The organism is Desulfosarcina cetonica JCM 12296 (genome assembly GCF_001311845.1).
Taxonomy (GTDB): Bacteria; Desulfobacterota; Desulfobacteria; order Desulfobacterales; family Desulfosarcinaceae; genus Desulfosarcina; species Desulfosarcina cetonica.
Genome location: NZ_BBCC01000024.1, coordinates 1 through 23,064, shown reverse-complemented (window position 1 = coordinate 23,064; position 23,064 = coordinate 1). Strand labels below are relative to the sequence as shown.

At 58.1% G+C, this 23,064-nt stretch carries 20 protein-coding genes and 2 pseudogenes; 7 read left to right on the top strand and 15 right to left on the bottom strand.

Annotated elements, in window-relative coordinates:
* Window positions 1-92: 92 nt before the first annotated feature.
* Entirely contained in the window at window positions 93-2,465 is a 2,373-nt protein-coding gene (locus JCM12296_RS07875; protein ID WP_172683810.1) for an ATP-dependent DNA helicase, read from the bottom strand.
* A 187-nt stretch (window positions 2,466-2,652) separates the two neighbouring features.
* Between JCM12296_RS07875 and JCM12296_RS07870 the strand changes: the two genes are divergently transcribed.
* From JCM12296_RS07870 to JCM12296_RS07860, 5 genes are all read left to right on the top strand, one after another.
* On the top strand, window positions 2,653-3,612 hold the full coding sequence (locus JCM12296_RS07870) for an aldo/keto reductase (protein WP_054691400.1): 960 nt from the start codon (window positions 2,653-2,655) through the stop codon (window positions 3,610-3,612).
* 5 nt (window positions 3,613-3,617) lie between these two features.
* Window positions 3,618-4,469, top strand: a complete 852-nt coding sequence (locus JCM12296_RS07865) for a rhomboid family intramembrane serine protease (protein WP_246804063.1) — start codon at window positions 3,618-3,620, stop codon at window positions 4,467-4,469.
* Between the two features lie 105 nt (window positions 4,470-4,574).
* Window positions 4,575-4,712: a hypothetical protein gene (locus JCM12296_RS37970; RefSeq protein WP_157067452.1), complete on the top strand. Its 138-nt coding sequence runs from the start codon at window positions 4,575-4,577 to the stop codon at window positions 4,710-4,712.
* Window positions 4,709-4,870 carry an AF1514 family protein gene (locus JCM12296_RS37965; RefSeq protein WP_157067451.1) on the top strand — a complete coding sequence of 54 codons (162 nt, stop codon included), beginning with the start codon at window positions 4,709-4,711 and terminating at the stop codon, window positions 4,868-4,870. The genes JCM12296_RS37970 and JCM12296_RS37965 overlap by 4 nt, the downstream gene beginning before the upstream one ends.
* 34 nt (window positions 4,871-4,904) lie before the next feature.
* The gene (locus tag JCM12296_RS07860) at window positions 4,905-5,561 is read left to right on the top strand and encodes a class I SAM-dependent methyltransferase (RefSeq protein ID WP_054691399.1); all 657 of its coding nucleotides are present in this window, start codon (window positions 4,905-4,907) and stop codon (window positions 5,559-5,561) included.
* Window positions 5,562-5,593: 32 nt separating this feature from the next.
* Here the strand turns inward: JCM12296_RS07860 and rnhA are convergent, their stop codons facing one another.
* Complete coding sequence (gene rnhA, locus JCM12296_RS07855; RefSeq protein WP_054691425.1) at window positions 5,594-6,337, bottom strand: ribonuclease HI; 744 nt, start codon at window positions 6,335-6,337, stop codon at window positions 5,594-5,596.
* Between the two features lie 8 nt (window positions 6,338-6,345).
* The gene (locus JCM12296_RS07850) at window positions 6,346-6,558 is read right to left on the bottom strand and encodes a hypothetical protein (protein ID WP_157067450.1); all 213 of its coding nucleotides are present in this window, start codon (window positions 6,556-6,558) and stop codon (window positions 6,346-6,348) included.
* Window positions 6,559-7,135: 577 nt separating this feature from the next.
* Between JCM12296_RS07850 and JCM12296_RS07845 the strand changes: the two genes are divergently transcribed.
* Both JCM12296_RS07845 and JCM12296_RS07840 read left to right on the top strand, forming a co-directional pair.
* Window positions 7,136-10,126, top strand: coding sequence for an ABC transporter substrate binding protein (locus JCM12296_RS07845; protein ID WP_054691397.1), 2,991 nt, complete (start codon window positions 7,136-7,138; stop codon window positions 10,124-10,126).
* A complete protein-coding gene (locus JCM12296_RS07840; protein ID WP_054691396.1) occupies window positions 10,075-10,719 on the top strand; it encodes a response regulator in 645 nt (214 codons plus the stop codon). Before JCM12296_RS07845 ends, JCM12296_RS07840 begins: the two co-directional genes overlap by 52 nt.
* Window positions 10,720-10,747: 28 nt before the next feature.
* On the opposite strand, the gene JCM12296_RS07835 is transcribed toward JCM12296_RS07840, so the two are convergent.
* The 12 genes and pseudogenes from JCM12296_RS07835 to JCM12296_RS39705 all read right to left on the bottom strand — a co-directional run.
* Window positions 10,748-13,924 (bottom strand): PAS domain S-box protein, encoded by a 3,177-nt coding sequence (locus JCM12296_RS07835; RefSeq protein WP_054691395.1) that lies wholly within the window; start codon window positions 13,922-13,924, stop codon window positions 10,748-10,750.
* A 1-nt stretch (window position 13,925) separates the two neighbouring features.
* Window positions 13,926-14,267, bottom strand: a complete 342-nt coding sequence (locus JCM12296_RS07830) for a hypothetical protein (RefSeq protein ID WP_054691394.1) — start codon at window positions 14,265-14,267, stop codon at window positions 13,926-13,928.
* A 336-nt stretch (window positions 14,268-14,603) separates the two neighbouring features.
* Window positions 14,604-14,951, bottom strand: coding sequence for a 4Fe-4S binding protein (locus JCM12296_RS07825; protein WP_054691393.1), 348 nt, complete (start codon window positions 14,949-14,951; stop codon window positions 14,604-14,606).
* A gap of 33 nt (window positions 14,952-14,984) precedes the next feature.
* Window positions 14,985-16,115 (bottom strand): hydrogenase large subunit, encoded by a 1,131-nt coding sequence (locus JCM12296_RS07820; protein ID WP_246804062.1) that lies wholly within the window; start codon window positions 16,113-16,115, stop codon window positions 14,985-14,987.
* Window positions 16,069-16,440 carry an NADH-quinone oxidoreductase subunit C gene (locus tag JCM12296_RS07815; RefSeq protein WP_054691392.1) on the bottom strand — a complete coding sequence of 124 codons (372 nt, stop codon included), beginning with the start codon at window positions 16,438-16,440 and terminating at the stop codon, window positions 16,069-16,071. The genes JCM12296_RS07820 and JCM12296_RS07815 overlap by 47 nt, the downstream gene beginning before the upstream one ends.
* Window positions 16,437-16,940, bottom strand: a complete 504-nt coding sequence (locus tag JCM12296_RS07810) for an NADH-quinone oxidoreductase subunit B family protein (RefSeq protein ID WP_054691391.1) — start codon at window positions 16,938-16,940, stop codon at window positions 16,437-16,439. The genes JCM12296_RS07815 and JCM12296_RS07810 overlap by 4 nt, the downstream gene beginning before the upstream one ends.
* Window positions 16,937-17,794, bottom strand: a complete 858-nt coding sequence (locus JCM12296_RS07805) for a complex I subunit 1 family protein (RefSeq protein ID WP_054691390.1) — start codon at window positions 17,792-17,794, stop codon at window positions 16,937-16,939. Before JCM12296_RS07805 ends, JCM12296_RS07810 begins: the two co-directional genes overlap by 4 nt.
* Window positions 17,791-18,183 (bottom strand): hypothetical protein, encoded by a 393-nt coding sequence (locus tag JCM12296_RS41525; RefSeq protein WP_218188008.1) that lies wholly within the window; start codon window positions 18,181-18,183, stop codon window positions 17,791-17,793. The genes JCM12296_RS07805 and JCM12296_RS41525 overlap by 4 nt, the downstream gene beginning before the upstream one ends.
* Window positions 18,180-19,712 (bottom strand): NADH-quinone oxidoreductase subunit 5 family protein, encoded by a 1,533-nt coding sequence (locus tag JCM12296_RS07800; protein WP_218188007.1) that lies wholly within the window; start codon window positions 19,710-19,712, stop codon window positions 18,180-18,182. Before JCM12296_RS07800 ends, JCM12296_RS41525 begins: the two co-directional genes overlap by 4 nt.
* Before the next feature lie 221 nt (window positions 19,713-19,933).
* Window positions 19,934-20,386: a universal stress protein gene (locus JCM12296_RS07795; RefSeq protein WP_054691389.1), complete on the bottom strand. Its 453-nt coding sequence runs from the start codon at window positions 20,384-20,386 to the stop codon at window positions 19,934-19,936.
* Window positions 20,387-20,418: 32 nt separating this feature from the next.
* Window positions 20,419-22,553: pseudogene (glgP, locus tag JCM12296_RS07790) on the bottom strand (alpha-glucan family phosphorylase).
* Between the two features lie 81 nt (window positions 22,554-22,634).
* Window positions 22,635-23,064, bottom strand: a pseudogene (locus JCM12296_RS39705) (hypothetical protein); the annotation flags it as partial.

The following is a 23,064-nucleotide window of genomic DNA, read 5'->3' as shown; positions in this document are numbered from 1 at the left end:
AAGATAATGTTTTGGCAAGGCCAGAGGGAGGAAGCTGTATAACCCATACCGCGACGACCGATAACGCCGCCCAAAAACACGTTGGGCAGGGATTAACGACAGATCTGCCGATTGTCGGCGGGGATCTGCGCGGAGGATGCCGCCGCGCCCCAGAACTGGTCCAGCGCACGGGTCAACTGAGCAGGGGTATCGACGGGTTGCCTCCCCCAGTGTTCCGGCAGCAAGCGGTTGTACGCGGGGTGCCAAAAGCGCTGATCCACCAACAGAAGCGCGCCGCGATCCTGCTCGGTGCGGATCACCCGCCCGCCGGCTTGGAGCACACGGATGATTCCCGGATAACGGTAGGCAAAATCGAACCCCACGCCCCGCGGTTCAAAATAGGCCCGGATCAACTCCCGCTCGGGGCAGACCGCCGGCAAGCCCACCCCCACGATCACCGCCCCGCAGAGCCGTTCACCCACCAGGTCGATGCCTTCGCCAAAGATTCCGCCCATGACGGCAAAGCCGACCAGGGTGTGTGGATTGCGTTCCGAAAAAGCCGCCAGAAAACGGTTTCGCCCGGATTCGTCCATTTCCGGTTCCTGCACCAGGACGGTCACCCCATCCCCCGGCGATGCGTAACAGGCATGCACCAGGTGCAGGTAGGCATAGGAGGGAAAGAAGCAGAGATAATTGCCCGGTCGTGAGCCGATGAAGGCACGGATCAAATCCGCCACCCGCTGGGCGCTCTGAGATCGCCGGGCGTAGGTCGTGGGGACGCTTCGGGCAATGCGGGCATCCAGGTTTTCGCGGGCAAAGGGCGAGGGGATGGCCAGCCGGGTGGCTTCAGGCGCACAACCAAGAATCTGCTGAAAGTAGTCGGCCGGGGTCAATGTCGCGGAAAAAAACACCGCGGCCCGACAGCGGCGCAAGGCCAAAGAAAGCTGCCGCGACGGGTCCAGGCAGAAGAGCTTGAGGGTCAATTCCCGTCCGTTCGCCTGGCGGTAGCACACATAGCTGTCATCGAACACGTCCCAGACCCGCATGAAGCCGTTGACCCTGAAATAACATGCCAGCACAATCTCCCGAAACGGGGATGGTTCTTGCCGGGTCAGCCATTTTTCACAGGCACGCACGAATGCGTTTAAAAGCGGTTCGAGTCCATCGGGTAAATGGGCTTCGGATCGGAACCCATCCGCTTCCTGGGTGCGTTGGCGGGCCTTGACCAGCCAGGTATTGATCTTTCCGGCAGCCCGAAAAACCGATGGCAGATCTTCCTTGACCGAGCGACGCAGCTCGATAAAATCGCTTTTTTCCAGACTGGCCGAGAACATCTCACGGGCGCGATCGACCAGATTATGGGATTCATCCACCAAAAAGACATGTTGACCGGCGTCCTCGTCGAAAAACCGCCGCAGGTAAACGCGTGGATCAAAGGCGTAATTGTAGTCGCAAACAATACAATCGGCCCAATTGGCAAGTTCCAGTGAAAATTCGAAAGGACACACCTGGTGGCGGCGGGCGACCGTCTCAATGGTTTCACGATCGAGGTGATCCCGCCGAAACGCATCTTCCAAAGCGGCACCCAGGCGGTCGAAATGCCCTTTGGCGAAAATGCACACCACCGGATCGCAAGCCGCTTCCGGACAGAAACAGATCCGATCCTTGGCGGTCAGACAGACCCGTTTCAATCGAAGCCCGACGCCGCCGAGCAGATTCAGGGCCTTGACCGCGGCTTGTTTGCCGGTGTTGCGGGCGGTCAGAAAAAAAATCCGCTCTGTGTGTCCCTCGCCCAACGTCTTGATGGCCGGAAACAAGACCGCCAGGGTCTTACCGATCCCGGTGGCCGCCTGAACGAGCGCTTGACCGCCGTCCCGAAGGGTCCGGTACACCGTAATGGCCATCTGGCGCTGGCCGGCGCGATAGTGCGCGTAGGGAAAAGCCAGCGACCGGATGGACCCGTCCCGCAGCTGTCGCCAGGCGGAAAGCGCCGTGGCCCATTTCAAATAGCGATGGACCAGATCCTCGAAGAACGCATCCAGGGTATCCCGCTGGTGGACCTCGTTCAGCTCCAGGACCTCCCCGGTGTCCAACTGGTAGTACGTCAACTGAACCCGGACCGCCGGCAGCGCTTTTTCCCTGGCCAGCAGGCAGGCATACACCTTGGCCTGCCCCCAATGGCAGGCATCGGGATTTTGTTCGATCAGGTCAAGGTCCCGGGTGGTCGATTTGATCTCCTCGACGAGCGTCTCCCCTTCCGTTTCCAGCACGCCGTCAATGCGGCCGCCGACCACCAGGATCACCTCCGGCGTCTCTATCTCGGCAGCGACCCTGACCTCGGCCCGATAGCCTTCCGGCCGTTTGCGCTGAATGCGCTGATGGGCACGAATCCCCGCGAGAGAGCGACCGGGTGAAAAAAACCGACCGCCAGGTCTCCCTCCCGCAAGACAAATTCCACCAAGGCCCTGACGGCTATCCGATGACACTCCTTCAACCGCTCGATCCTTTTCGTTTGACAACGCCTTGCCAATTGAGAAAATACGCACTACTGTAAAAAGCCAAATCGTTTTGGTCAAGCATCTCCCATCGGCACGGTCGCGGGTTGCGGCCGGTCGACGGATCACCGGCACAAACCGCAAGCGATCGGTTCGGGTCGCGCACAAGGAAAAAGTCATGCAAACAACCGTTTTGGGAAAAACAGACATCCATCTGTCGGCTATCATCATGGGCACCTGGCAGACCGGCAAGGCCATGTGGACCGGCATTGATGACGCCGAAAGCGAAAAAGCCATTCGCGCGGCCATGGATAACGGTATCACCACCTTTGACACGGCCGAGGCTTACGGTAACGGGCATTCGGAAAAGGTGCTGGGCAAGGCCATCGGCGGGGATCGGGACAAAGTCCAGATTCTGTCCAAGGTCTTCTCCAACCATCTCAAGCACGACCAGGTCGTCGCCGCCTGTGAACGCTCGCTGAAAAACCTGGGCACCGACTACCTCGATCTCTACCAGATCCATTGGCCGTCGGGCAGTTTCGGTGCCAAGCCGGTTCCCCCGGAGGAGACCATGGCGGCCTTGGCGGAACTGAAATCCCAGGGAAAAATCAGGGCCATCGGCGTATCCAACTTCTCGCTCGAGCAACTCAAGGCGATCTGCCAGGTAGGCGCCATCGAAAGTCTGCAACCCCCTTATTCGCTTTTGTGGCGCCATGTGGAAAAAGAGAGCCTGGCCTGGTGCCAAGCCCACCAAGTCACGGTGCTGGCTTACTCGCCCATGGCTCAGGGGCTGCTCACCGGTAAATTCGGCCCGGACCATCAATTTGAAAAAGGGGACCACCGCAGCGCGAATCGCCTTTTCCAGCCGGATGTTTATCCCAGCGTGCAAACGGCGCTTACCGCCTTGCGTGCCATGGCCGAGAAAAAGGGCATCAGCATGGCCCAACTGGCCCTGGCCTGGGTCATCGCCAAACCCGGGGTTTGTGCCATCGCTGGTGCGCGCAACGCGGCACAATCCAGCGCCAACGCCCAAGCGGCCGCGGTTCACCTGGAAGATGCCGAACTGGCCGAGCTGGATCGAATCAGCCGTCCGGTGACGGCCTGCATCGATGACAATCCGGTCCTATGGGCATGGTAGCACCGGTGACGGATCCTTCGAAGGGCACGCGCAACAATGCCCTTTTGTGTCCCAACTGCCGCCGACTGGTCAGCGCGGACGAGCCCCGATGCCCATACTGCGGCATTCCCACGCCGGGTGCCCGCTGGAAGCAATCCCGTCTGGTCCAGGGGATCAACAGCGAATGGGGACTTTTGCACACCATCATCGCGGCCAACCTGGTCATGTACCTGATCACCCTGCTGTTGAGCCGCGGCAGCCTGCGCTTGTCCGGGAACCCGCTTCATTTCCTCTCCCCGGACAATCACGCGCTTCTGTTGCTGGGCGCCACCGGCGTCTTTCCCATCGATCAGTATCATCGCTGGTGGACGCTGGTTTCCGCCTCCTACCTGCATGGCGGCATCCTCCACATCGCCTTCAACATGCTGGCCCTGCGTCAACTCGCCCCTCTGATCATGCGCGAATACGGCAACCACCGCATGTTTATCATCTATGCCTTAAGCGGCGTGGCCGGTTTTCTGCTCTCCTACATTGCCGGGGTCAGTCTCACCATTGGCGCATCCGCCGCCGTCTGCGGGCTCATCGGGGCAGCGCTCTACTACGGTAAGCGGCGCGGCGGCGTCTACGGGCAGGCCATCTACCGCCAAGTGGGGGGCTGGGCCATGGGAATCGTCATTTTCGGCGTCATGGTGCCGGGGATCAACAACTGGGCCCATGGCGGTGGAATGGCGGCCGGAATTCTTTTAGGCGCCATCATGGGATATCAGGAACGCTGCAAAGAACGTTTTTTCCATCGGTGGCTGGCAAGTCTCTGCCTTGTGGCAACGGCCGGGATTCTGATGTGGGCGGTCTTTACGGCGCTGTTCTACCGCCTTTAACGGCGAGCTTTTTAAACTGTCTTTTAGCGATATTGATTTTTTTAGCCGCGCATACTACATCGGTCAGACGCTTGTTCATCAGCTGTTCATCCAAAGGAGACAGGAATGGCAAAGGCGCCGCTGAAGTACCAATTGATCAATCCCCTCAAAATCAGAACCGACCTCTCTGATCTTGATTTCAGCACGGCCAAGACCCTCGCGGAAAACAAAGTCAAATCCCTTTGCCCGGATCCGTGCTGGTGAGTTGGTATGACGCCACCACTGGCGATCATTATCCCGATATGGAATGTACCGCCGCCGGCAAACCGGGTTGGCTCGACTATGCCGAGGCCCGCAACTGTGACATGACCGTCGATATCAACGATGAACAGTTCATTTTCATCTACCTGTCGCAACGCTAACGCCATCCATTTTCATGAAGGAAAACGCATTTCCATGTTCGACCTGGATCATTTTGTACGCACCTACGACCCCGAAGCCATACCGATCAGCATTAACGGGACCACCCTGCAGCTCTTCAAACCCGCTACCATCGACCGGTTCCTCGACCATGACGACATCACCCTTCATTTCCCGCTATGGGCCAAGCTCTGGGAAGCCTCCGGCGTCCTGGCAAGTTATCTGACCAGCCTACCACCGGAGGGAAATAAAACCATGCTGGAGATCGGCTCCGGGTTGGGGCTGGTGGGCATCGCCGCCGCCCGGGCCGGCCACCGGGTAACCATGACCGAACTCAACCCCCACGCCTTGAATTTCGCCCGTGCCAATGCCCTGGCCAATGGCTGTGCGGAGCTGCCGATTAGCCGGCTGGATTGGAACGTACCCGACCTTGAGGGTCGCTTCGACTATATCGTCGGATCCGAAACGATCTACCGCTCCGAGGACATCGACGGGCTCGAAGCCCTTTTCGAGCGCTACCTGAACCCCGGCGGTACGATCATTATGGCCGAGTCCGTCCGTCGCACCGGCGTTGAGTTCTGGGAACGCATGCGTCATCACTACGACATCCAGGTCCGTCGCCAGCGCCTTTGTACCGACGGTGAGGAATTGCATATCGTTCTCTTCCGCATGCGACATAAAACCGAGCATTAATCGGGAAACGTGAACTTGAGACCGGATTGCGATTAGTTGCCACCGCCTTCATAGGCGATGTCGGCCATCAGATGGGCGCCACCCGCCGCCCGCGTGGCCAGCTGGTCGCAGCGTTCGTTGCCGGGATTGCCCGCGTGGCCCTTGACCCAGACAAACATCACGTCGTGGCGCTCACAAAGATCGAGCAGACGCGACCACAAATCGACGTTAAGGGCGGGCTCACCATTGCTCTTGCGCCATCCCCGACGACGCCAGTTCCTGGCCCAGCCCTTGGTGATGCCGTCCACCACGTAGCGCGAATCGCTGTACAGCGCCACGGCCGTCGGTGGGTCCAACTGCTCGAGCCCCACGATGCAGGCCATCAGTTCCATGCGGTTGTTGGTCGTGCGGCGATAGCCCGCCGAAAATTCCCGATCGCCGCCAGCAGTGGGGATGACCACCCCATATCCGCCGGGACCGGGATTGCCCAGGCTGGAACCATCGGTGTAGACCACGATTCGGTCGCCTAGATCGATCGTGGAATCTTCTTTTTTAGCTTTAGCCGCTTTAGCTTTAGCCGCCTTGGGGGAGGGTTTTCCAGGCTGCATCCGGCCGCTGTTGTTCGTATCGCGATGGGCCTCAACAAAGGCGCGGGCCTCCTCGATGGTGGGGAACCCTTTGTATCGGGCGCCAACAACCCCATCCACCTGGGCTTTGGCGCCTGCCGGCCCAAACCATTGGGTATAGATCCCCGGCTGGCGGCCGACGGCAACAGCATAGTATTTCTTGATGGGCATGACGACAATCACCTCTTCTTACGCGTTTCGGCAGGCGGCACACGAGTCCCCCAAATACCCATCAGCACCCCGCCATAGGCTGCCAGCAACCCGACGCTGACGAGAAATCCATAAAGAATCGATCCGGTCCATTTCATGATCAGGGGAAAAAAGAAAGCGTTCACCATGGTGACGATCACAATATGCACCATGAGCATCGGGCCTTTGGACCATTCCCTCATCAAATCCTCCCCCCAAAAAACAAACGATCCCGATCACGCATCGTGCCCCAAAGCCATGCTGTGGAATGTGCTTACAGGAGGCTGGGTCATGCGTGCCAAGAATCGCCTTGAACGGTCGCCATATTAACGGTTATTGGTATTTTGCGCAAGCGGACGTTGATTCCTCTCACCGTACAAACGCGTTCGGCAATGGTCACCACCCGATGCACCGCGTTCATTTTGCATGCATCCGCAGTCTGCCCGTTTACAGGGGAATCACCACACCCAATATCTTGTGCTTTTCCTAAAATCTGATAAACTACAACAAGTTATTCCTGAACAAGGGATCGTGCAAGGATTCATGACATAAGGCTGGCCGTTCTTGTGGTGGAGAAATCCCGATATGAATATACGGATCAGGTTCAGTAACGCTTTTTGGGCTGCGGTTGTAAGCGTCACGGTCACTTTGACATCTGTCGCTGCAGAAAACCGGTCTTTCGGAAATATCCTACTCCTGAACTCGTATCATCCGGGTTTTTCATGGTCGGATGAAGAAGAAACCGGTGCTATCGATCGGTTACGTGAAAAGTGTCCGTCAATGGATGTTCCCATCGAATATCTTGACGCAAAACGATATCCCGACAAGCACCATCTGGCCCGCATGAAACGGTTGCTGATGGACAAATATCGCGGGAAAAAGATTGACGTGATCATCGCCTTGGATGACGCCGCCGTGGAAATGCTCACAGACGACCATCCGGCGCTTTTCCCAGGCATTCCGATCGTTTTTGCGGGGATCACCCGTTTCAACAAATATGCGCACAGGGGACGCGACCGCATTACCGGCGTTCTTGAAACACAGGACATCAAAGCGACAATCGATACGGCGCTCAGGCTCCACCCGGAGACAAGCGAAATACTATCGATTAGTGACACGACCGTCAGCGGCATCTCAGCGCAACGAATGCTGGAAGCGATTATGCCGGCGTATGGCGATCGCGTGAAAATTCGCTTCCTTCCGAAATGCACATTTGCGGAAGCACGGGCCGCGGTTGCCACGCTTCCAACCGATTCAATCATATTGCTAAATTCTTTCACCACCGACAGCGCGGGCAACACGCTTTCCACGAAAGACAGCACCCGCATGATCGTATCCGCGACAAAAGTACCGGTTTATGGGGTCCATGAGAACAGGCTCGGTGATGGCATCGTCGGCGGATATCTGGTTAGCGGCCGCGAACAGGGTAGAAGGGCGGCCGACATCGGGCTTCGTCTCCTTGCCGGAGAAAATCCCGACGCGATACCGATTGAGGAATCCGGGACCGCCCTTGCGATGTTTGACTATAAACAAATGGAGCGCTTCAACATCTCCTTGTCGGAACTCCCCAAGGGAAGCATCATTATCAACAAGCCGGTATCGGTTTTCACGACACACCGGGAATTCGCCATCACCATCACCGCAATCCTCATCATACTTGCCATCGCGGTTTTGCTTCTTGCCTTCTTTATTGTTCGCTTACTGCAAACACGGGCCGCGCTAGGGGAAAAGACAGAAGAGCTGGACCGCATCTTTAGTCTCTCCCTTGATTTACTGTGCGTAACGAGCCTTGACGGCAGGCTCATAAGACTGAATCCGGCCTGGCAAAATGCATTCGGTTACCGCCTGGATGAACTCGAGGGAACCATGTTCATCGATTTGGTTCATCCGGAAGATGTTGCCAGGACAAATAAGGTAAATGAACTTGCGGCGAGTAAAAAAGTGATTGACTTTGTTAACCGCTATCGATGCAAAGACGGCTCCTACCGATGGATTGAATGGAGATCAACACCCTATCAAGGATCGTTGATCTATGCCGCAGCGAGGGATATCACCGAACGAAAACAATCCGAGGAGAAATTGCGGCATCTTTCGGAAGCATGGCGTCTGGCGCAAAAGATGGCAAACATCGGACACTGGAGTCACGACGTTGAAACCCGAAAACCGATTTGGTCTGACCAGATGTTTCTGATCCTGGGCTTTGATCCGGGAAAAACCATTCCGGATTATAAAACCTTCATCGAAACCCTTCACCCCGATGACCGTGAAATGTTTGATGAAGCCTTTCAGAGAGCACTAAGCGGGACACCCTTCAACATCGAGGCGCGTGCGATTTTTCCTGACGGTTCCATTCATTGGTTTAACTCACAGGGATTTCCGCGTTACGACGGGGATGGAAAGATTTCTGAGCTTTTCGGGACCTCACGAGACATTACAGCGCATAAGCAGGCGGAAGAGACATTGCGGTTCACCCAATATGCCATCGACAAAACAATTGACCAGGCCTTCTGGATGACCGAAGATGGCAGTTTTTTTTATGTCAACGATGCCGCCTGCCGGGCATTGGGGTATTCACGCGAGGAACTGTTGAAATTATCGATACCGGATATCGGCCCGACCGTTTCGCTTGAGAGTTTTACCGAGCATTGGCGAGATTTGCAGGAGAAGGGGTCCCTCACCTTTGAATCGTTGCATCGTGCGAGGGACGGCCGTGTCTACCCGGTGGAAATTCGGGCCAATTTCGTGGTTTTTGACGGCAAGGCGTATAATTGCGCCTTTGCGACGGACATCACGGAACGAAAACGGATGGAACAAAGCTTGAGGGAAAGCGAAAGCTTTCAGCGTGCCCTGTTGCAAACCATCCCCGATTTGATCTGGCTAAAAGACCCGAATGGTGTCTTTCTATCCTGCAACGCGATGTTTGAGCGTTTATGCGGAGCCAAAGAAGCGGAAATTGTAGGTAAAACAGACTACGACTTTGTGGACAAATCCCTGGCGGACTTCTTCCGTGAACGGGACAGCATGGCCACTGCCGCCGGCAAGCCCATCAGTAATGAGGAGTGGGTCACCTTTGCCGACGATGGGCATCGCGCACTGTTGGATACGATAAAAACGCCGATGATCGATAACCAGGGAGAACTTGTCGGCGTATTGGGTATCGCCCGTGACATTACCGAGCGTCAAAAGGCCGAAGAGGAGAAATCCAAACTCGAAAATCAACTCCGGCAGGCTCAGAAAATGGAATCCGTCGGACGCTTGGCCGGCGGGGTGGCGCACGATTTCAACAACATGCTCAGTGTCATCCTCGGATATGGAGAACTGGCTCTGGCTCAGACGGACCCCGCCCTTCAACTACATGCTGCCTTGATGGAAATCGTGAAAGCGGCCCAGCGCTCCGCCGATATTACCCGCCAACTGCTGGCCTTTGCCAGGAAACAGACCATCGCTCCCCAGGTGCTCGACATCAACAAAACCGTTGCGGGCATGATGCTGATGCTGAGGCACTTCATCGGGGAAGATATCGATCTGGCATGGCTGCCGGGCGAGGCGGTTTGGCCGGTGATGATCGATCCTGGCCAAATCGATCAGATCCTGGCCAACCTTTGCGTCACGCCCGGGACGCCATCACGGATGTGGGCAAGGTCACCATCGAAACGGGCAATACGATATTCGATGAGGACTATTGCAGCCAGCACCTCGGGTTCAGGCCGGGTGAATATGTGCTGCTGGCCGTCAGCGACAACGGCTGCGGCATGGACGCCGAGATCTTGAATGAAATCTTCGAACCTTTTTTCACAACCAAGGAATCCGGCAGGGGCACGGGACTGGGACTGTCAACAGTATATGGCATCGTCAAGCAAAACAATGGTTTTATCAATGTATACAGCGAGCCGGGCCAGGGGACGACATTTAAAATCTACCTCTCGCGTCACAAAACCCGGGCAGACGAGGCGCCAAAGAAAGAAAAAGAGCCACCGGCCGAAGGCGGCAACGAGACCATCCTGCTGGTGGAGGACGAACCGGCAATTCTTGAAATGACAACCATCATGCTCGAAAGCATGGGGTATCAAGTGAGGCCATCCAGCACACCGAATGAAGCCATTCGCCTGGCCGAGGTGCATGCCGGTGAGATCCATCTGCTTGTGACGGATGTGGTCATGCCCGAAATGAACGGGCGGGATTTGGCCAGCCGCATCCGGTCTATTCATCCGAATATGAAGTGCCTGTTCATGTCCGGATATACCGCCAACGTTATCGCCCATCACGGCGTTTTGGATGAAGGCGTGAATTTCATACCCAAACCATTCTCGATGGAAAAGCTTGGTATCAAGGTGCGTGAAGCGTTGGACGGGGATGAAGCGTAACGCCGATATCGGGCTTTTTACGAATCCGTCAAGGTTGAATCTGACCTTGCGCTTCATCCAGGATCGTTCTAACCATTTCAGCCATCTTGGACTTGATGACCGGTTTTTTCAAAAAGCCCTTGATACCGATCGCATCGGCTTTTTGCTTGTCGATTCTTTCACTGAACCCGGTACAAATCACGATGGGCATGCCGGGACGGATCTCGAGCATTGCCCGGGATAATTGGTCGCCGGTCATATTCGGCATCGTCATGTCGGAGATGACCAAGTCAAAGGCATGCGGACGCGCCTTGAACGCATATAGGGCGTCCATGCTGCTGACACGCGTCGTCACACGATACCCCAAGCGTTCAAGCATGATCTTTTCGACTTTCACAACCGGTTCTTCATCGTCAACCAATAAAATGTGTTCGTTTCCGCCGGGCTGGTGTTCATCCTTATCCACAAGGTGATCATTCTCATCCTCAGCCTCGATGATCGGCAGATAAATATCGAAGGTCGTGCCCTCCCCGGGTGGACTGGTCACCCGAATGTCACCCCCATGGTCTTTGACGATGCCGTAAACCACCGAAAGACCGAGGCCGGTTCCCTTCCCCGGTTTTTTGGTGGTGAAATACGGCTCAAAGATCTTCTCCAAAATGGCCGGCTCGATTCCACAGCCCGTATCCGAAACGGATATCACCGCATATTGGCCCGGCTCCAGCATCGATCCTGTCAGCATGGTTTTGTCGATGGTGACTTCTCTTAACGAGAGTGCGATTTCACCGTCATTTTCCTCAACCGCGTGAAAGGCGTTGGTCACCAGGTTCATGACGATCTGGTGGATTTGCGTCGGATCGGCGAGAACCTGACCACACGCCACCTGGATGGCCCGCTTGATCGGAATATTGGAGGGAATCGTCGATCGCATCAACTTGAACACCTCTTTCAGAATCTGCTGAATCCGAATCGGAATCCGTTTCTTCTCGGACTGCCGACTGAAAGAGAGAATTTGCTGTACCAGATCGGAGGCTCGTTTGGCAGATTTCAAGATGCCGTTCACATGCTCACGTTCGAAGCCGCCTTCGGGAAGGTCCATCATCAACAGTTCCGACAAACCGATGATGGGCGACAAAATATTGTTGAAATCGTGGGCGATGCCACCGGCCAGATTGCCCAGCGATTCCATTTTCTGGGCTTGCCGGAGACGCTCTTCCGCCCCCTTGATTTGGGTGATATCGGTGTAGATGGCCATTTTTGAAATGACGCCGTCCCGGTGCTGGATCGGCGAATTGGAAACTTGGTAATAGCGACCGTCCAGCGGGCTTTTGACTTCCGTTTTCAGGCTCGCGCCCTGCTGGATGGTGTCCATGGCGCACCAGGGGCAGCATTCATCCAGATGGTTGATCGCTTGATGGCAGATTTCACCGGTTGCGTCACGGCCGATTCTTCTGGCCATGGCAGGATTCAGATACTCGATGTGGAAATCCGGTGAACAAATGAAGGCCGCATCATTCATCGCCTCCATCATGGATCGATATCTTTCCTCGCTTTCACGCTGGGCGTCCCGGGCGCGCTCGTAATTGATCGTCTCCCACGACAGCTCGGCAAACTGCTCAATGATGTCAACATCATTGCTGGTGTAGGCGGTGGTTTTATTCCCCACGCCGAAAATCGCCTGGATCCGATGGTTTCGAATGACCGGCACGACGAGTTCGCGAGTAACCGGCACGTGACCCGGCGGCATCCCCTTTTGGTGTTCAAGCCTCGCATAATCGTTGTGAATGGCGGGTCTGCGCTGCTTGACGCAGTCAGCCCACACCCCTGCTTGGGTAAGGGCGGCGTGTTTAGGCGCCCCTTCCACGTGGCAGGCGTTGTTCAGGGTGTTCGTGGACCAGGTTTGGTGCGACAGCGTTTTCTGGTCTTCATCAACGAAATGATAGAAACCGATTGAACTGTTGGTGAGGGCTTCGGCTTCGTCCAGGAAATTTTGCAGCAGTTCCACACTGGCGTGCGTCGCGGAAAACTCGATCAGCCGCAGTTTGGCGGCCTGGATTTTTTCCTTCAATTTGCGTTCGGTGATATCACGAGCGATTCCCAACACACCCATCAGCCTTCCGGCTTCCGTATAGATGGGTGTTTTTATGGTTTCGAGAATTTCCCGATGACCATCATCGGCATAGGTGACCTCCTCCTCGTTGATGCTCGGGGCAGCTTTTTCAATGGCGCGTTTGTCATGGTATCTGAAAGCATCGGCCTGCTCCCGTCCCATGAAATCATAATCGGTCTTCCCGATGATGTCTTTCTCCGCTTTCCCGAAAAACCGTTGAAATCGGGAATTGAAGGCCAGGTATACGCCATCCGGGTCCTTCAACCAGACCAGATCCGGCAATGCTTTGATCAATATCGTCAGGAAGGTTTGATTTTCGCGCAACTCCTGTTCCGCCTGCTTGCGCAGGGTGATGTCGATGAGTGTGCTTTGGATGCCGATAACATTTCCATCGGCATCCAGAATCGGTACGGAGTTGCTGAGGACGGTAATGACACGCCCGTCTTTGCGCTTCAGCCGATGCTCATAACTGATGGCCTTGCGTCCCTTCAAGAGTTGCGCGTGGGCCGCAAAAACGCCATCTGGATCGCCATAGACATAGGGAACACGCATGCCGAGCAGTTCTTCCCGAGTGTAGCCTAATAGGTCCAATCCGGCTTGGTTGGAATCCAAAAAATACTTGTCTGTGTCAACGATGTAAATGGCCGCGACCGACGCGTTGAATATCCGCCGGTACTTGGCCTCGCTCTCGATCAATGCGTTCTTGGAAAGCCGATGACGAATCCTCAACTGCTGGTTCAACCGCTGCATTTCAAAGCCTACAAAAGCCAAGCCGAACAACCAGAGAAGACCATGGGCGATGGATGAACGCACGATATTGGCGTGCTCGACAAACACGAAGGGGGCGGTGGGGATCGATATACTGATGCCACCACGAATGTCGCCGACGCGGTAATGCTGTTCGGAATGGCATTGCAGGCAACCCTTTTCCGTAAATAGCGGCTGCATCAAGCGCAGGTATTCGATGCCGCCCATCTTCTCCACCGAGCTGACTTCCGCATCGCCGCGTTCAAATGCTTCCAAAGCCTTTACCTCCCATTTATCGGGCGCGTTTTTGGGACGGATGGGATTCAGGCTGGTGATATGTCCGATGACCCCGGCTGCTTTGCTGGCCATTTCATGGACCTGCCGCGTCATATAGGCCGGGTTTACCAGGGTCAGCACCAGATTGGAATTGACCGGAATATCCCGATAGCACTTTCAAATATGGGTTGGCCGGCGTCGCTGGCGTGATGGGAACATAAACGCCGCCGTGTCCGGCGTTCCAGCGGCGGTAAATAATGTCTTTCTTCAATGATTCCCGGGCCTGGATGGTTGCCAGATCAAGGCTTCCTTGTTTGATCTGGATCACATCCCAGGCCCACAGGCCAATGACAAGGGCCGACCAAATCAGCGTCAGTGCCAAGATATAGGGTTTAATCCTGACCGGTGGCAGGTCTTTAACGTGGTAAGGATTCATGTGGCATCTCTCCGCGGATTGACGTCAACTTCATTATAGCCGAACCGCTGACATCATCCAGGATTTTCTGGTCGATCGTTTTTTTTCAGCTGATTGGCGATATCGACACTTTGCGGAATATATTGACGGCACACCGGCAGGCACGCGACATCCCCATGTCCCAATATATTTGCAGCCTTCAGAGGAAGGATTCGGATGACGGGCCAGGGTTTCATTCGTAATCGGAAATACGTCCGGCCATTCACGGTTTCAAAAGCATTTCAGATGGCCGGTTGGGTTATCTGCAGGAGGCTCCGGAAGGCAGGTGTTGGTGGGGGAATGGATCGGTAATACGATTCATTTGTTCGCTTTTGTCTCAATCGCCACCACCACGGGCAGCTTTTCCAGCATGGGCGGGCCGGTGGTGTTCTCCTGGTGCAGGCTGTGCTGGCGGCAATTCTCGACACATACCCCGCAACCGATGCAGCGATCGGGTTCGATGATCCACTGACCGGCATGGCGATCCACGCGGATACAGCCGCTGGGGCATTTTTGCGCGCAGATACCGCAGCCGATACAGGTGCAAGGATCGTTCACCACCCGGCCGCGGACGGCGGCAAAGGGGGCGCGGACCTTCCGGGGATAGTCGCGCGTCACCGGCCGGCCGAAAAGGTTGTCCAGAATGCGGGGCATCATCTTGAGCATGCGCGTCGGCCTTTCACCAGATAGGCTGCATGGTTATCGCTCCAGGCAACTGATACACGGGTCGATGCTCAGCACCACCACCGGCACATCGGCCAGGCCCAGTCCGGGCAAAAGATCGATGAGCACGGGGACATTGGCAAAGGTCGGGGTACGGATGTGCATCCGTGCAAGGGTCTTGCCGCCATCGGCGCGCAGGTAGTACAGGACCTCCCCCCGGGGCTGCTCGACCCGCATCACGGTTTCACCCGTGGGTTTGCCGTGCACCGGGTTACGGATCGCCCCCTGGGGCAGGCGCGCCAGGGCCTGGCCGATGAGATCGATGCTTTGGTGGATCTCCCCCAAGCGCACCATGCAGCGGGCGTGGCAATCACCGGCGGTCTCGATGACCGGGTTAAAGTCCAGTTCGCCATAAGCGGCATAACCGGTCTGGCGGATGTCCTGGGCGATGCCGCTGGCCCGCAGCACCGGCCCGACGGCGCCCAGTTCACGGGCCTTTTCAGCCGAAAGGATCCCCTTGCCCACGGTGCGGGCACAAATGGTGAAATCCTCCCGCAATACCGGCGCGATTTGGCGCACCGCCCGGTCGACGGCCGCAAGGGTGGTCTGGATCCAGCCGCGCTGGGCATCGTCGATATCCCGGCACACGCCGCCGATACGGATCACGCCGGAGATGACCCGGTTGCCGGTGGTGGCCTCCTGGATGTCCAGCACCTGTTCACGAATGCGCCACAACTGCATGAAAAGGCTTTCGAAGCCAAGGCTGTCGGCAAACAGCCCCATCCACAGCAGATGGCTGTGCAACCGCAGCAGCTCACCCCAGATGACCCGCAGGTAGCGTGCCCGGTCGGGCACCGCGATCCCCATGATCTCCTCGATGCCCTGGCAGTAGCAGATGGCATGCAGCACCGAGCAGATCCCACAGACCCGCTCGCACACCTGGACCATCTGGTGGAAATCGCGTTTGGTGGCCAGGGATTCCAGCCCCCGGTGCACATACCCCAGGGCCGGCAGGGCCTCGACGACCACCTCGTCCTTGAGGCTCAGCTTGAGCTGCAGGGGCTCGGGCAGGACCGGATGCTGGGGACCGAAGGGAATCACCGCCCTACGCATGGCCACCTCACGCCGGGTCCGGCGCCGATGGCGCCGTCCCGAAAGAAGGGTCATCGGCCGTTTCCGCCGTCCGCAGCATGCAGCCCCGGTAATCCATGGGCAATCCGCTGAAACGGATCCGGAAGCCGTCCTGGATTTCGTTTTCAGCCAGAACGGCGGCCGGAAAGATGGAGGCGATACTGGGTACCGTTGCCGCCATGGCGGCGCTTAGGCGTAAGTGGCGCAAGGTCAGGTCCTTGTCGAAATGGTAGAGGATTTCCACCGTATCCGTTCCCGTGGCCACGCCGGTGAGGGTCACCAGGCGATAACCGTCGATCTTGAGCCGGGTGACCGTGCCCAAGAGATCCTGCGGGCTAACCATGCGGGTCGCATCGATCATGGAATCCCCTTCCCTTTTGCCACGTCTTCCTTTGGATGGCCGGTGCCGAAACGCTCCAGGACGCGCATCACCCCATCGATGATCGCCTCGGGCCGTGGCGGACAGCCCGGCACGTAGCAGTCCACCGGAATGATCCGGTCGATCCCGCCGATGACATTGTCGGCCTCCCGGAAGATGCCGCCGGAAAGACCGCAGGCACCAATGGCCACCACCTTTTTGGGGGCCGCCATTTGCCGGTAAAGGTTGGCCAGCACCCGTGCGTTGCGCCGATTGACCGTGCCGGTAACCAGCAGCAGGTCCGCGTGCAGGGGGTTGCCCACATTGACGATGCCGAAGCGCTCCACGTCGTAGAGCGGCGTCAGGCAGGCCAGCACCTCGATGTCGCACCCGTTGCAGCTGCCGCAGTCGAAATGCAGCAGCCACGGCGAGCGCACCCGGGCATGTTGGATCAGCCTTTCCAGCCACCCCCCGCAGCGGCGCGGTCGTTGTTCAATGCTCATCCCGCCCCCCGGAAATGCCAGATCAGGTTGATCAGCGACAGGGTCATGCCAGCCAGCCAGCCATACCCCAAGAGCCAGCGCCAGTTGAGGCGCGCGGTGGCGTTGTCCATCAAGATCACGCCCATGACGGCCGCTAGGGCCAGCGTGGTCATGGGGAGCAGGCCACCGGCCCAAAAGAGGCCGCAGAAGGCCAGCATCAACACCGTTTCATACCAATGGGCAATTTCGATCAACCCCAACAGCGGCCCGGAAAAATCGGTGAACAGACCCCGCACCAACTCCTGGTGGGCATGGGTGGCGGCCGACAGATCAAAGGGCGATTTGCGCAGCTTGATCACCAACACCAGGCAAAGGACGCCAAACAACAGGGGCAGCTGGGTGATCAAAGGTACCGGCCACTGGAATACCGCCGTGAGCCGGAAGGATCCGGTTTCCAGATAGATGCCGATGGCCACCAGAAAAAGCAGCGGCTCGTAAACCAGGATCTGCAGCAGTTCCCGGTGGGCACCGATCTGGCTGTAGGGTGAGGTGGAGGCCATGGCGCCCATGACCAGGAACACGGCACCCACCGCCTCGGTGAAGAGAATCAACAGCAGATCCGCCTGCAGGGCGAAAAGCACCACCGCCAAAACGGTGGCAAAAAGATGGCTGTAAACGCAGAAGGCCTGCCAGGCGTTGACCACCACGAGTTCCTTGGCCAGCAGCTTGACCACATCGTAATAGGGTTGCTGCAGTGGCGGCCCTTGGCGGGCCTGCAGCCGGGCGGTAAGGATGCGGTCCAGGCCGCTGGTCAGGCCCCCGAGCAGCGGTCCGGCAAGCAGACCGGCGACCCCGCGGAGGATCAGGTCGCTCATCGCGCACCTCCCAGAAACAGGATCAAAAGCGCGATGGCGGCGGTATTGAGCCAGGGGGTCAGGGTCGCCTCGCCAAAAATGGACTGCAAGTAAAAGTTGCCCACATGGGCGACAACCGGCTGGTCCATGGGCCCGTGGAAAGCATCCGGCGCGCCGGCCTGCTCGCCGCACAGGTAGGGCGAAACCGGTCGCCCCCGACTGGCGTGGTGAAAGGCCAGTATCGAAACGATACAGCCGCCGATCATCAACAGACTGAGGGGGAAGACGGCAAACCGGCCGGCGGCGTTTTCCATGGCACCGGCATGTACGGCATAGGTGGCCATCGCGCCCGCCGCTCCGATGGCCTTTCCCACGAGCGCTTCGTAAATCCAGGGAGCGGCGGCGCTCATGGCGGCCCGCTGGCGCACAGCGCCAAGAGCGCCGACCAGGTGGCCACGGGCATCTTTTCGACCCGGAAAGGAACCGTGATGGGTTCACTCATGAGCAAGCCGGCCCATCGCGCCCAGTAGATCACCGTCAAAGCCGAGCCGGCCGCGATCAGCAGAATCACATCGACGGCCCGGGCCGCCGCTTCCATGGCCATCCATTTGCCCAGCAGCATGCCGAAGGGCGGCATGATCATCATCAGGACGCCCGCCACGGTCATCATGGCGGTGGCCGGCATGACCGCGTAAAGGCCACGCATGTCCTCGATGTCGCGACTGTGAATGTGCTGCTCGATGGTGCCCACGCACAAGAAGAGCAAGGCCTTGGTCAGGGCGTGAAAAATCATCAGCAAGACGGCGGCCGTCAGGGCCGCGGGCGTGCCCAGACCGATGCAGGCAAAAATCAGCCCCAGGTTGCTGATCGTGGAATAGGCCAGAATTTTCTTGCCGTTATGCTGCCCCACGGCCAGGCCGGCGGCCCCCATGAAAATCAGCGCGCCGTAAATGGCGGTACAACGCCCCATGAAGGTACCGGAAAACAGGGGCGCCAGGCGCAGCAGCAGATAGACGCCCACCTTGACCATGGTGCTGGCATGCAAAAGGGCCGAGACCGGCGTGGGCGCGACCATGGCGCCCAGCAGCCAGCGCTGGAAGGGAAATTGGGCCGATTTGACGAAGGCCGCCAGGCAGAGCAGGGCCACGGCCGGATGGAAAATGGAAGAGGATGCCCCTGCCCCTTGGGCAAGCAGCCCGGTCAAAACCGGAGGGATGCCGCCAAAGCGCAGCAGCAGCAGAGCCAGGGCAAAAGCGACGCCAGCGATGCTGTTGATCCACAAAGCCCGCACGGCGTTTTGGTTGGCTTCGTCGGTTCCATCGTGCCCGATGAGCAGAAACGAACACAGGGTAGTCAGCTCGAAACAGAAGTAAATGTGGTTCAGGGCATTGGCCAGCACCAGTCCGTTCATGGCGCCCAAAAAGAGCAGCATCATGAAAAAGAAGCGGGGTTGGGTAGACGCTGCCGGGGAGAGATGTTTTTCATGGTTGTGCATGTAGGGCAGCGCATGGCAGCAGATCAGGGGGCCCACCAGGTTGACCACCAGCAGCATGACCCGGGTCAGGCCGTCGTCGTGCAGCACCGACAACGTGGTACCCGCTGCCGCCGGTGGCAGCAGTTCCATGGGCAGGTGCAGCAGAAGTTGCACCCCAGCCAGCACCAACACCGCCCGGCTGCGGTAGCGCCTTCCGTAGTAGAGAAACAGCAACAGCAAGCCGATATCGGCCACCTGGATCAGGCCATCCATCACTTGCCCGGCGCCCGTGCCGATCTTCACGTCCGCCGGAGGCATGACCGACAGACCCAGCGCGGCCCATGCCACTGCCAGGCCGGTGACGGAGATAACACCGCTACGCAGCCGATCGGATCGGCACCAACGGCATGCCACCGCTGCGACGGGAGGCAACACCAGCAAGACGAGGATCAGGTAGGGGGTCATGGGATGGGGGCATTCCTCCAAGGTTGACGGATTCGTAAGAAGCCCGATATCGGCGTTACGCGTATCCCTCGTCACTGCGGCGTACGCAAAAGTACGCTGCCTACGGCACCCGCGATAGCGGTATTCTCGGGATTCGCAAGCCTTGATCTCGGGCTTCTTACGAATCCGTCGGAAATGCGGCTTTTTACACGTTCATCAGCGTGCATCCCATCGGTTCCGCCCTATTCCTCCAGGCGCGATCGGATCAGGAGCAGCGGCCGGTCGATCTGGTTCAGGACGCCCACGGCCACGCTGCCGTAAAAGGTTCGATTCGTGCCGCCCTGGCCATGGCTGGCCATGGCCACCAGATCCACGGCCTCCCGCCGGGCCACCGCGATGATGCCGCTGACGACATTCCCGCGTTCGATGATCACCCGGGCGATGATATCGATGCTGCGCCATTTGTCGGCAATGGTCTGCAGGTAGGTTTGGGTTTTCTGGTGTCGTTTGTGGCGCGCTTCGAGCACGGTATCGACGTCCACCACCTCATCCTTTTCCAGCAGCAGATCGGCGGTATCGTCCATGCTGAGCAGGATCACCGTGGAGCGGAAATGCAGGGCCAGATGCTCCACATGGGGCAAAATGGCCTCCGCGCGCAACGATCCATCCAAGGGAACCAGAATCTTCTTGTACATGGTCTGTCTCCTTGCTTTCAGGTTCCATCGGGTCAAGCCTCCTGCAGGGCCGGCACATAGTACTGCCGGACGTAGGACTTGACCATTCGCCGGGCCGAGAACCGGGCCCCGCTGCTGCGAATGGTCTCTTTCATCATGCGCACCCACCCCTTGGGAAAGCCATCGTCCGAAATCGCGTAGTAAAGGGGAATGATTTCCTGCTCCAGAAGGTGATAGATCGATGCGGCATCGGTGTCGGTGCGGTTACTCTCGCCGGAGACATCGCCGAAGGCCCAGCCGTTTTTGCCGTTGTAGCCTTCGATCCACCAGCCATCCAGGATGCTCAGCTGGGGAACGCCGTTCAAGGCCGCTTTCATGCCACTGGTGCCGCAAGCCTCCATGGGGGGCAGGGGGTTGTTGAGCCACAGGTCCACACCATGTAATAAATATTGGGCAATCTGCTCGCCGTAATCTTCCACAAAGGCGATGCGCCCGCCCATCTGGGGATCACGGCAGGTGTTGAAAATCTTCTGCAGGATATGCTTGGCCGGATCGTCGGCCGGGTGGGCCTTGCCGGCGAAAATGATCTGGATCGGCCGCCAGCGGTCGTTGAGCAGGCGCATGAGCCGCGGCAGGTCATGCAGGATCAAGTCGGCCCGTTTGTACGTGGCGAAACGACGGGCAAACCCGATGGTCAGAATCGACGGGTCCAGCATGGCGCCGCCGGAAAGCAGAATCGAGGGACTGCCCTGCTCGGTCACCCAGCGTTTGCGGCAGCGTTCGCGGATGGCATCGATGAGTTTGATCTTCAGCCAGTAGTGGGTCTCCCAGAGCACCTGATCGGGGATTTTCTCGACAAGCTCCCAGATATAGGGGTTGTCGTGATTGTCCCGCCAGGTGGAGCCGAGATGGCGGTCGAAAAGCATCTTGATCTTGGGGTCCACCCAGGTGGGCACGTGGACCCCGTTGGTGATGGCGTCGATGGGCACATCGGCCAGGGCTTGGTCCGGCCACAGGGCGTGCCACATTTTGCGCGATACCCCGGCATGGTTGCGGCTCACGGCGTTACGATAGGCCGAGCCTTGAGGGCCAGCACGGTCATGTTGAAACCCTGTTGGGGGTTTTCCGGGTGGACGCCCAGTTCGAGAAAACCATCGCGGTCCAGCCCCAGGTCGGACCAATAGGAACGGAAGTATTTCTCCATCATGTGGAAAGGATAAATATCGTGACCGGCCGGCACCGGTGTATGGGTGGTGAAGATCGTGTGACGGCGCACTTTATCGAAGCTTTCGGCAAAGGCGAGCCCCTCAAGGCGAAAGTCCCGGATCCATTCCAAGAGGGCAAAGGCGGCATGCCCCTCGTTGAGATGGATCAGTTTGAAATGCAATCCCAGCTTTTCGAGCATTTCTGCTCCACCGATGCCCAGCACGATCTCCTGGCGCAGGCGTTGTTCCAGATCTCCGGAGTAGAGCCTCGCGGAGATGGTGCGGTTCCAGGGGTCGTTGGCATCGATGTCCGTATCCATCAAGTAGAGATCCGTGGTCCCCACGGCGATCTTCCAGACGGCCACGTGGATCGGCGGGTCGATCAACGGCACCTTGAAAGTCAGCTGCTGGCCGGACTCGGTCATGACCCGCGAAATGGCCGCCGCCTCCCGATCGAAGTGTTCGTTGAGGTTCTCCTGCCATCCGTCCTCGCGGACCCTTTGTGACAGGTAGCCTTCGGGATACATGAATCCCACGCCGACCACGGGGAGGTTCAGGTCGCTGCACTCTTTCATGAAATCGCCGGCCAGAAAACCGAGCCCACCGGCATAAAACGGCAGCGATCGGTGCAGACCGAATTCGGCCGAAAAATAAGCGATGGGTCCGCTCTCGGAAGGGGCGATGCCATCCAGCAGCGGGCATCCCCGACGGGCCATGTAATTCTCAAAAAGCGACATGACCACATGGTAATGACGCAGATAATCCGGGTTGGCGGCGGCCTGTTTCAGAATCGCAGGGTCGATTTCGCGCAGCATCTTGTCCGGATTGTGGCCGCTCTCCTTCCAGGCCTGCCGGTTGATCATCTTGAAGAGCATGCGCGCCCGGGGACGCCAGCTCCACCACAGGTTTTCGGCAAGCTGGGTCAGCCCGGCAATGCTCTCGGGAAGGTCGGGAAATGGCGAATGACTCGTCGATAGCGGCATTCTCACCTCCGGTCGTGCGGCTCAGCCGGGGACAGCAAGAGATTTTCCCATGACGGCCGGGAGCACTTCCTGCCCCACGGATCAGGCCGCGATGCGATCGTGATCGCCGGAATCGGGGGTAAACTGCACCGGCCCGCCGGCAAGGGTCCGGGAATAGAGCGCAACGATGCCGTCGATGGCCTCATCGGAATTGACCTGCGCCAGGCTCGCCTGCATCACGCGTTCAACCTCACGGGCACGGATCTCCGGCGGTTGCCGGTAAAAGGCCATGGCCTGGTCGATGGCCCACAGAAAACCGGTGGCGTCGAAGTAACGGAAAAGAAAGCCGTTGCCCTGGCCGGTATTCCAATCCAGATGCGTGGTGCAGTCATGGATGGCGCCGGCATCAAAGGCAATCGGCAGGGCACCGTAGCGTTGTCCGATGCGGCAGGGCAAGGCGCAGGGATCGAGCCGCAGCGGCATGAGCACGAAATCCGAGCCGCCATAGGCCAGGCGGTAGCGCCGGGCATCG

Coding starts and splice junctions, on each gene's coding strand:
- JCM12296_RS07870 (WP_054691400.1), top strand. CDS start 2,653: ATGCAAACAACCGTTTTGGGAAAAACAGACATCCATCTGTCGGCTATC.
- JCM12296_RS37970 (WP_157067452.1), top strand. CDS start 4,575: ATGGCAAAGGCGCCGCTGAAGTACCAATTGATCAATCCCCTCAAAATC.
- JCM12296_RS07860 (WP_054691399.1), top strand. CDS start 4,905: ATGTTCGACCTGGATCATTTTGTACGCACCTACGACCCCGAAGCCATA.
- rnhA (WP_054691425.1), bottom strand. CDS start 6,337: ATGCCCATCAAGAAATACTATGCTGTTGCCGTCGGCCGCCAGCCGGGG.
- JCM12296_RS07850 (WP_157067450.1), bottom strand. CDS start 6,558: ATGAGGGAATGGTCCAAAGGCCCGATGCTCATGGTGCATATTGTGATC.
- JCM12296_RS07845 (WP_054691397.1), top strand. CDS start 7,136: ATGGATGTTCCCATCGAATATCTTGACGCAAAACGATATCCCGACAAG.
- JCM12296_RS07835 (WP_054691395.1), bottom strand. CDS start 13,924: ATGGCCAGCAAAGCAGCCGGGGTCATCGGACATATCACCAGCCTGAAT.
- JCM12296_RS07830 (WP_054691394.1), bottom strand. CDS start 14,267: ATGAATCCTTACCACGTTAAAGACCTGCCACCGGTCAGGATTAAACCC.
- JCM12296_RS07825 (WP_054691393.1), bottom strand. CDS start 14,951: ATGCTCAAGATGATGCCCCGCATTCTGGACAACCTTTTCGGCCGGCCG.
- JCM12296_RS07820 (WP_246804062.1), bottom strand. CDS start 16,115: ATGACCCTTCTTTCGGGACGGCGCCATCGGCGCCGGACCCGGCGTGAG.
- JCM12296_RS07815 (WP_054691392.1), bottom strand. CDS start 16,440: ATGATCGATGCGACCCGCATGGTTAGCCCGCAGGATCTCTTGGGCACG.
- JCM12296_RS07810 (WP_054691391.1), bottom strand. CDS start 16,940: ATGAGCATTGAACAACGACCGCGCCGCTGCGGGGGGTGGCTGGAAAGG.
- JCM12296_RS07805 (WP_054691390.1), bottom strand. CDS start 17,794: ATGAGCGACCTGATCCTCCGCGGGGTCGCCGGTCTGCTTGCCGGACCG.
- JCM12296_RS41525 (WP_218188008.1), bottom strand. CDS start 18,183: ATGAGCGCCGCCGCTCCCTGGATTTACGAAGCGCTCGTGGGAAAGGCC.
- JCM12296_RS07800 (WP_218188007.1), bottom strand. CDS start 19,712: ATGACCCCCTACCTGATCCTCGTCTTGCTGGTGTTGCCTCCCGTCGCA.
- JCM12296_RS07795 (WP_054691389.1), bottom strand. CDS start 20,386: ATGTACAAGAAGATTCTGGTTCCCTTGGATGGATCGTTGCGCGCGGAG.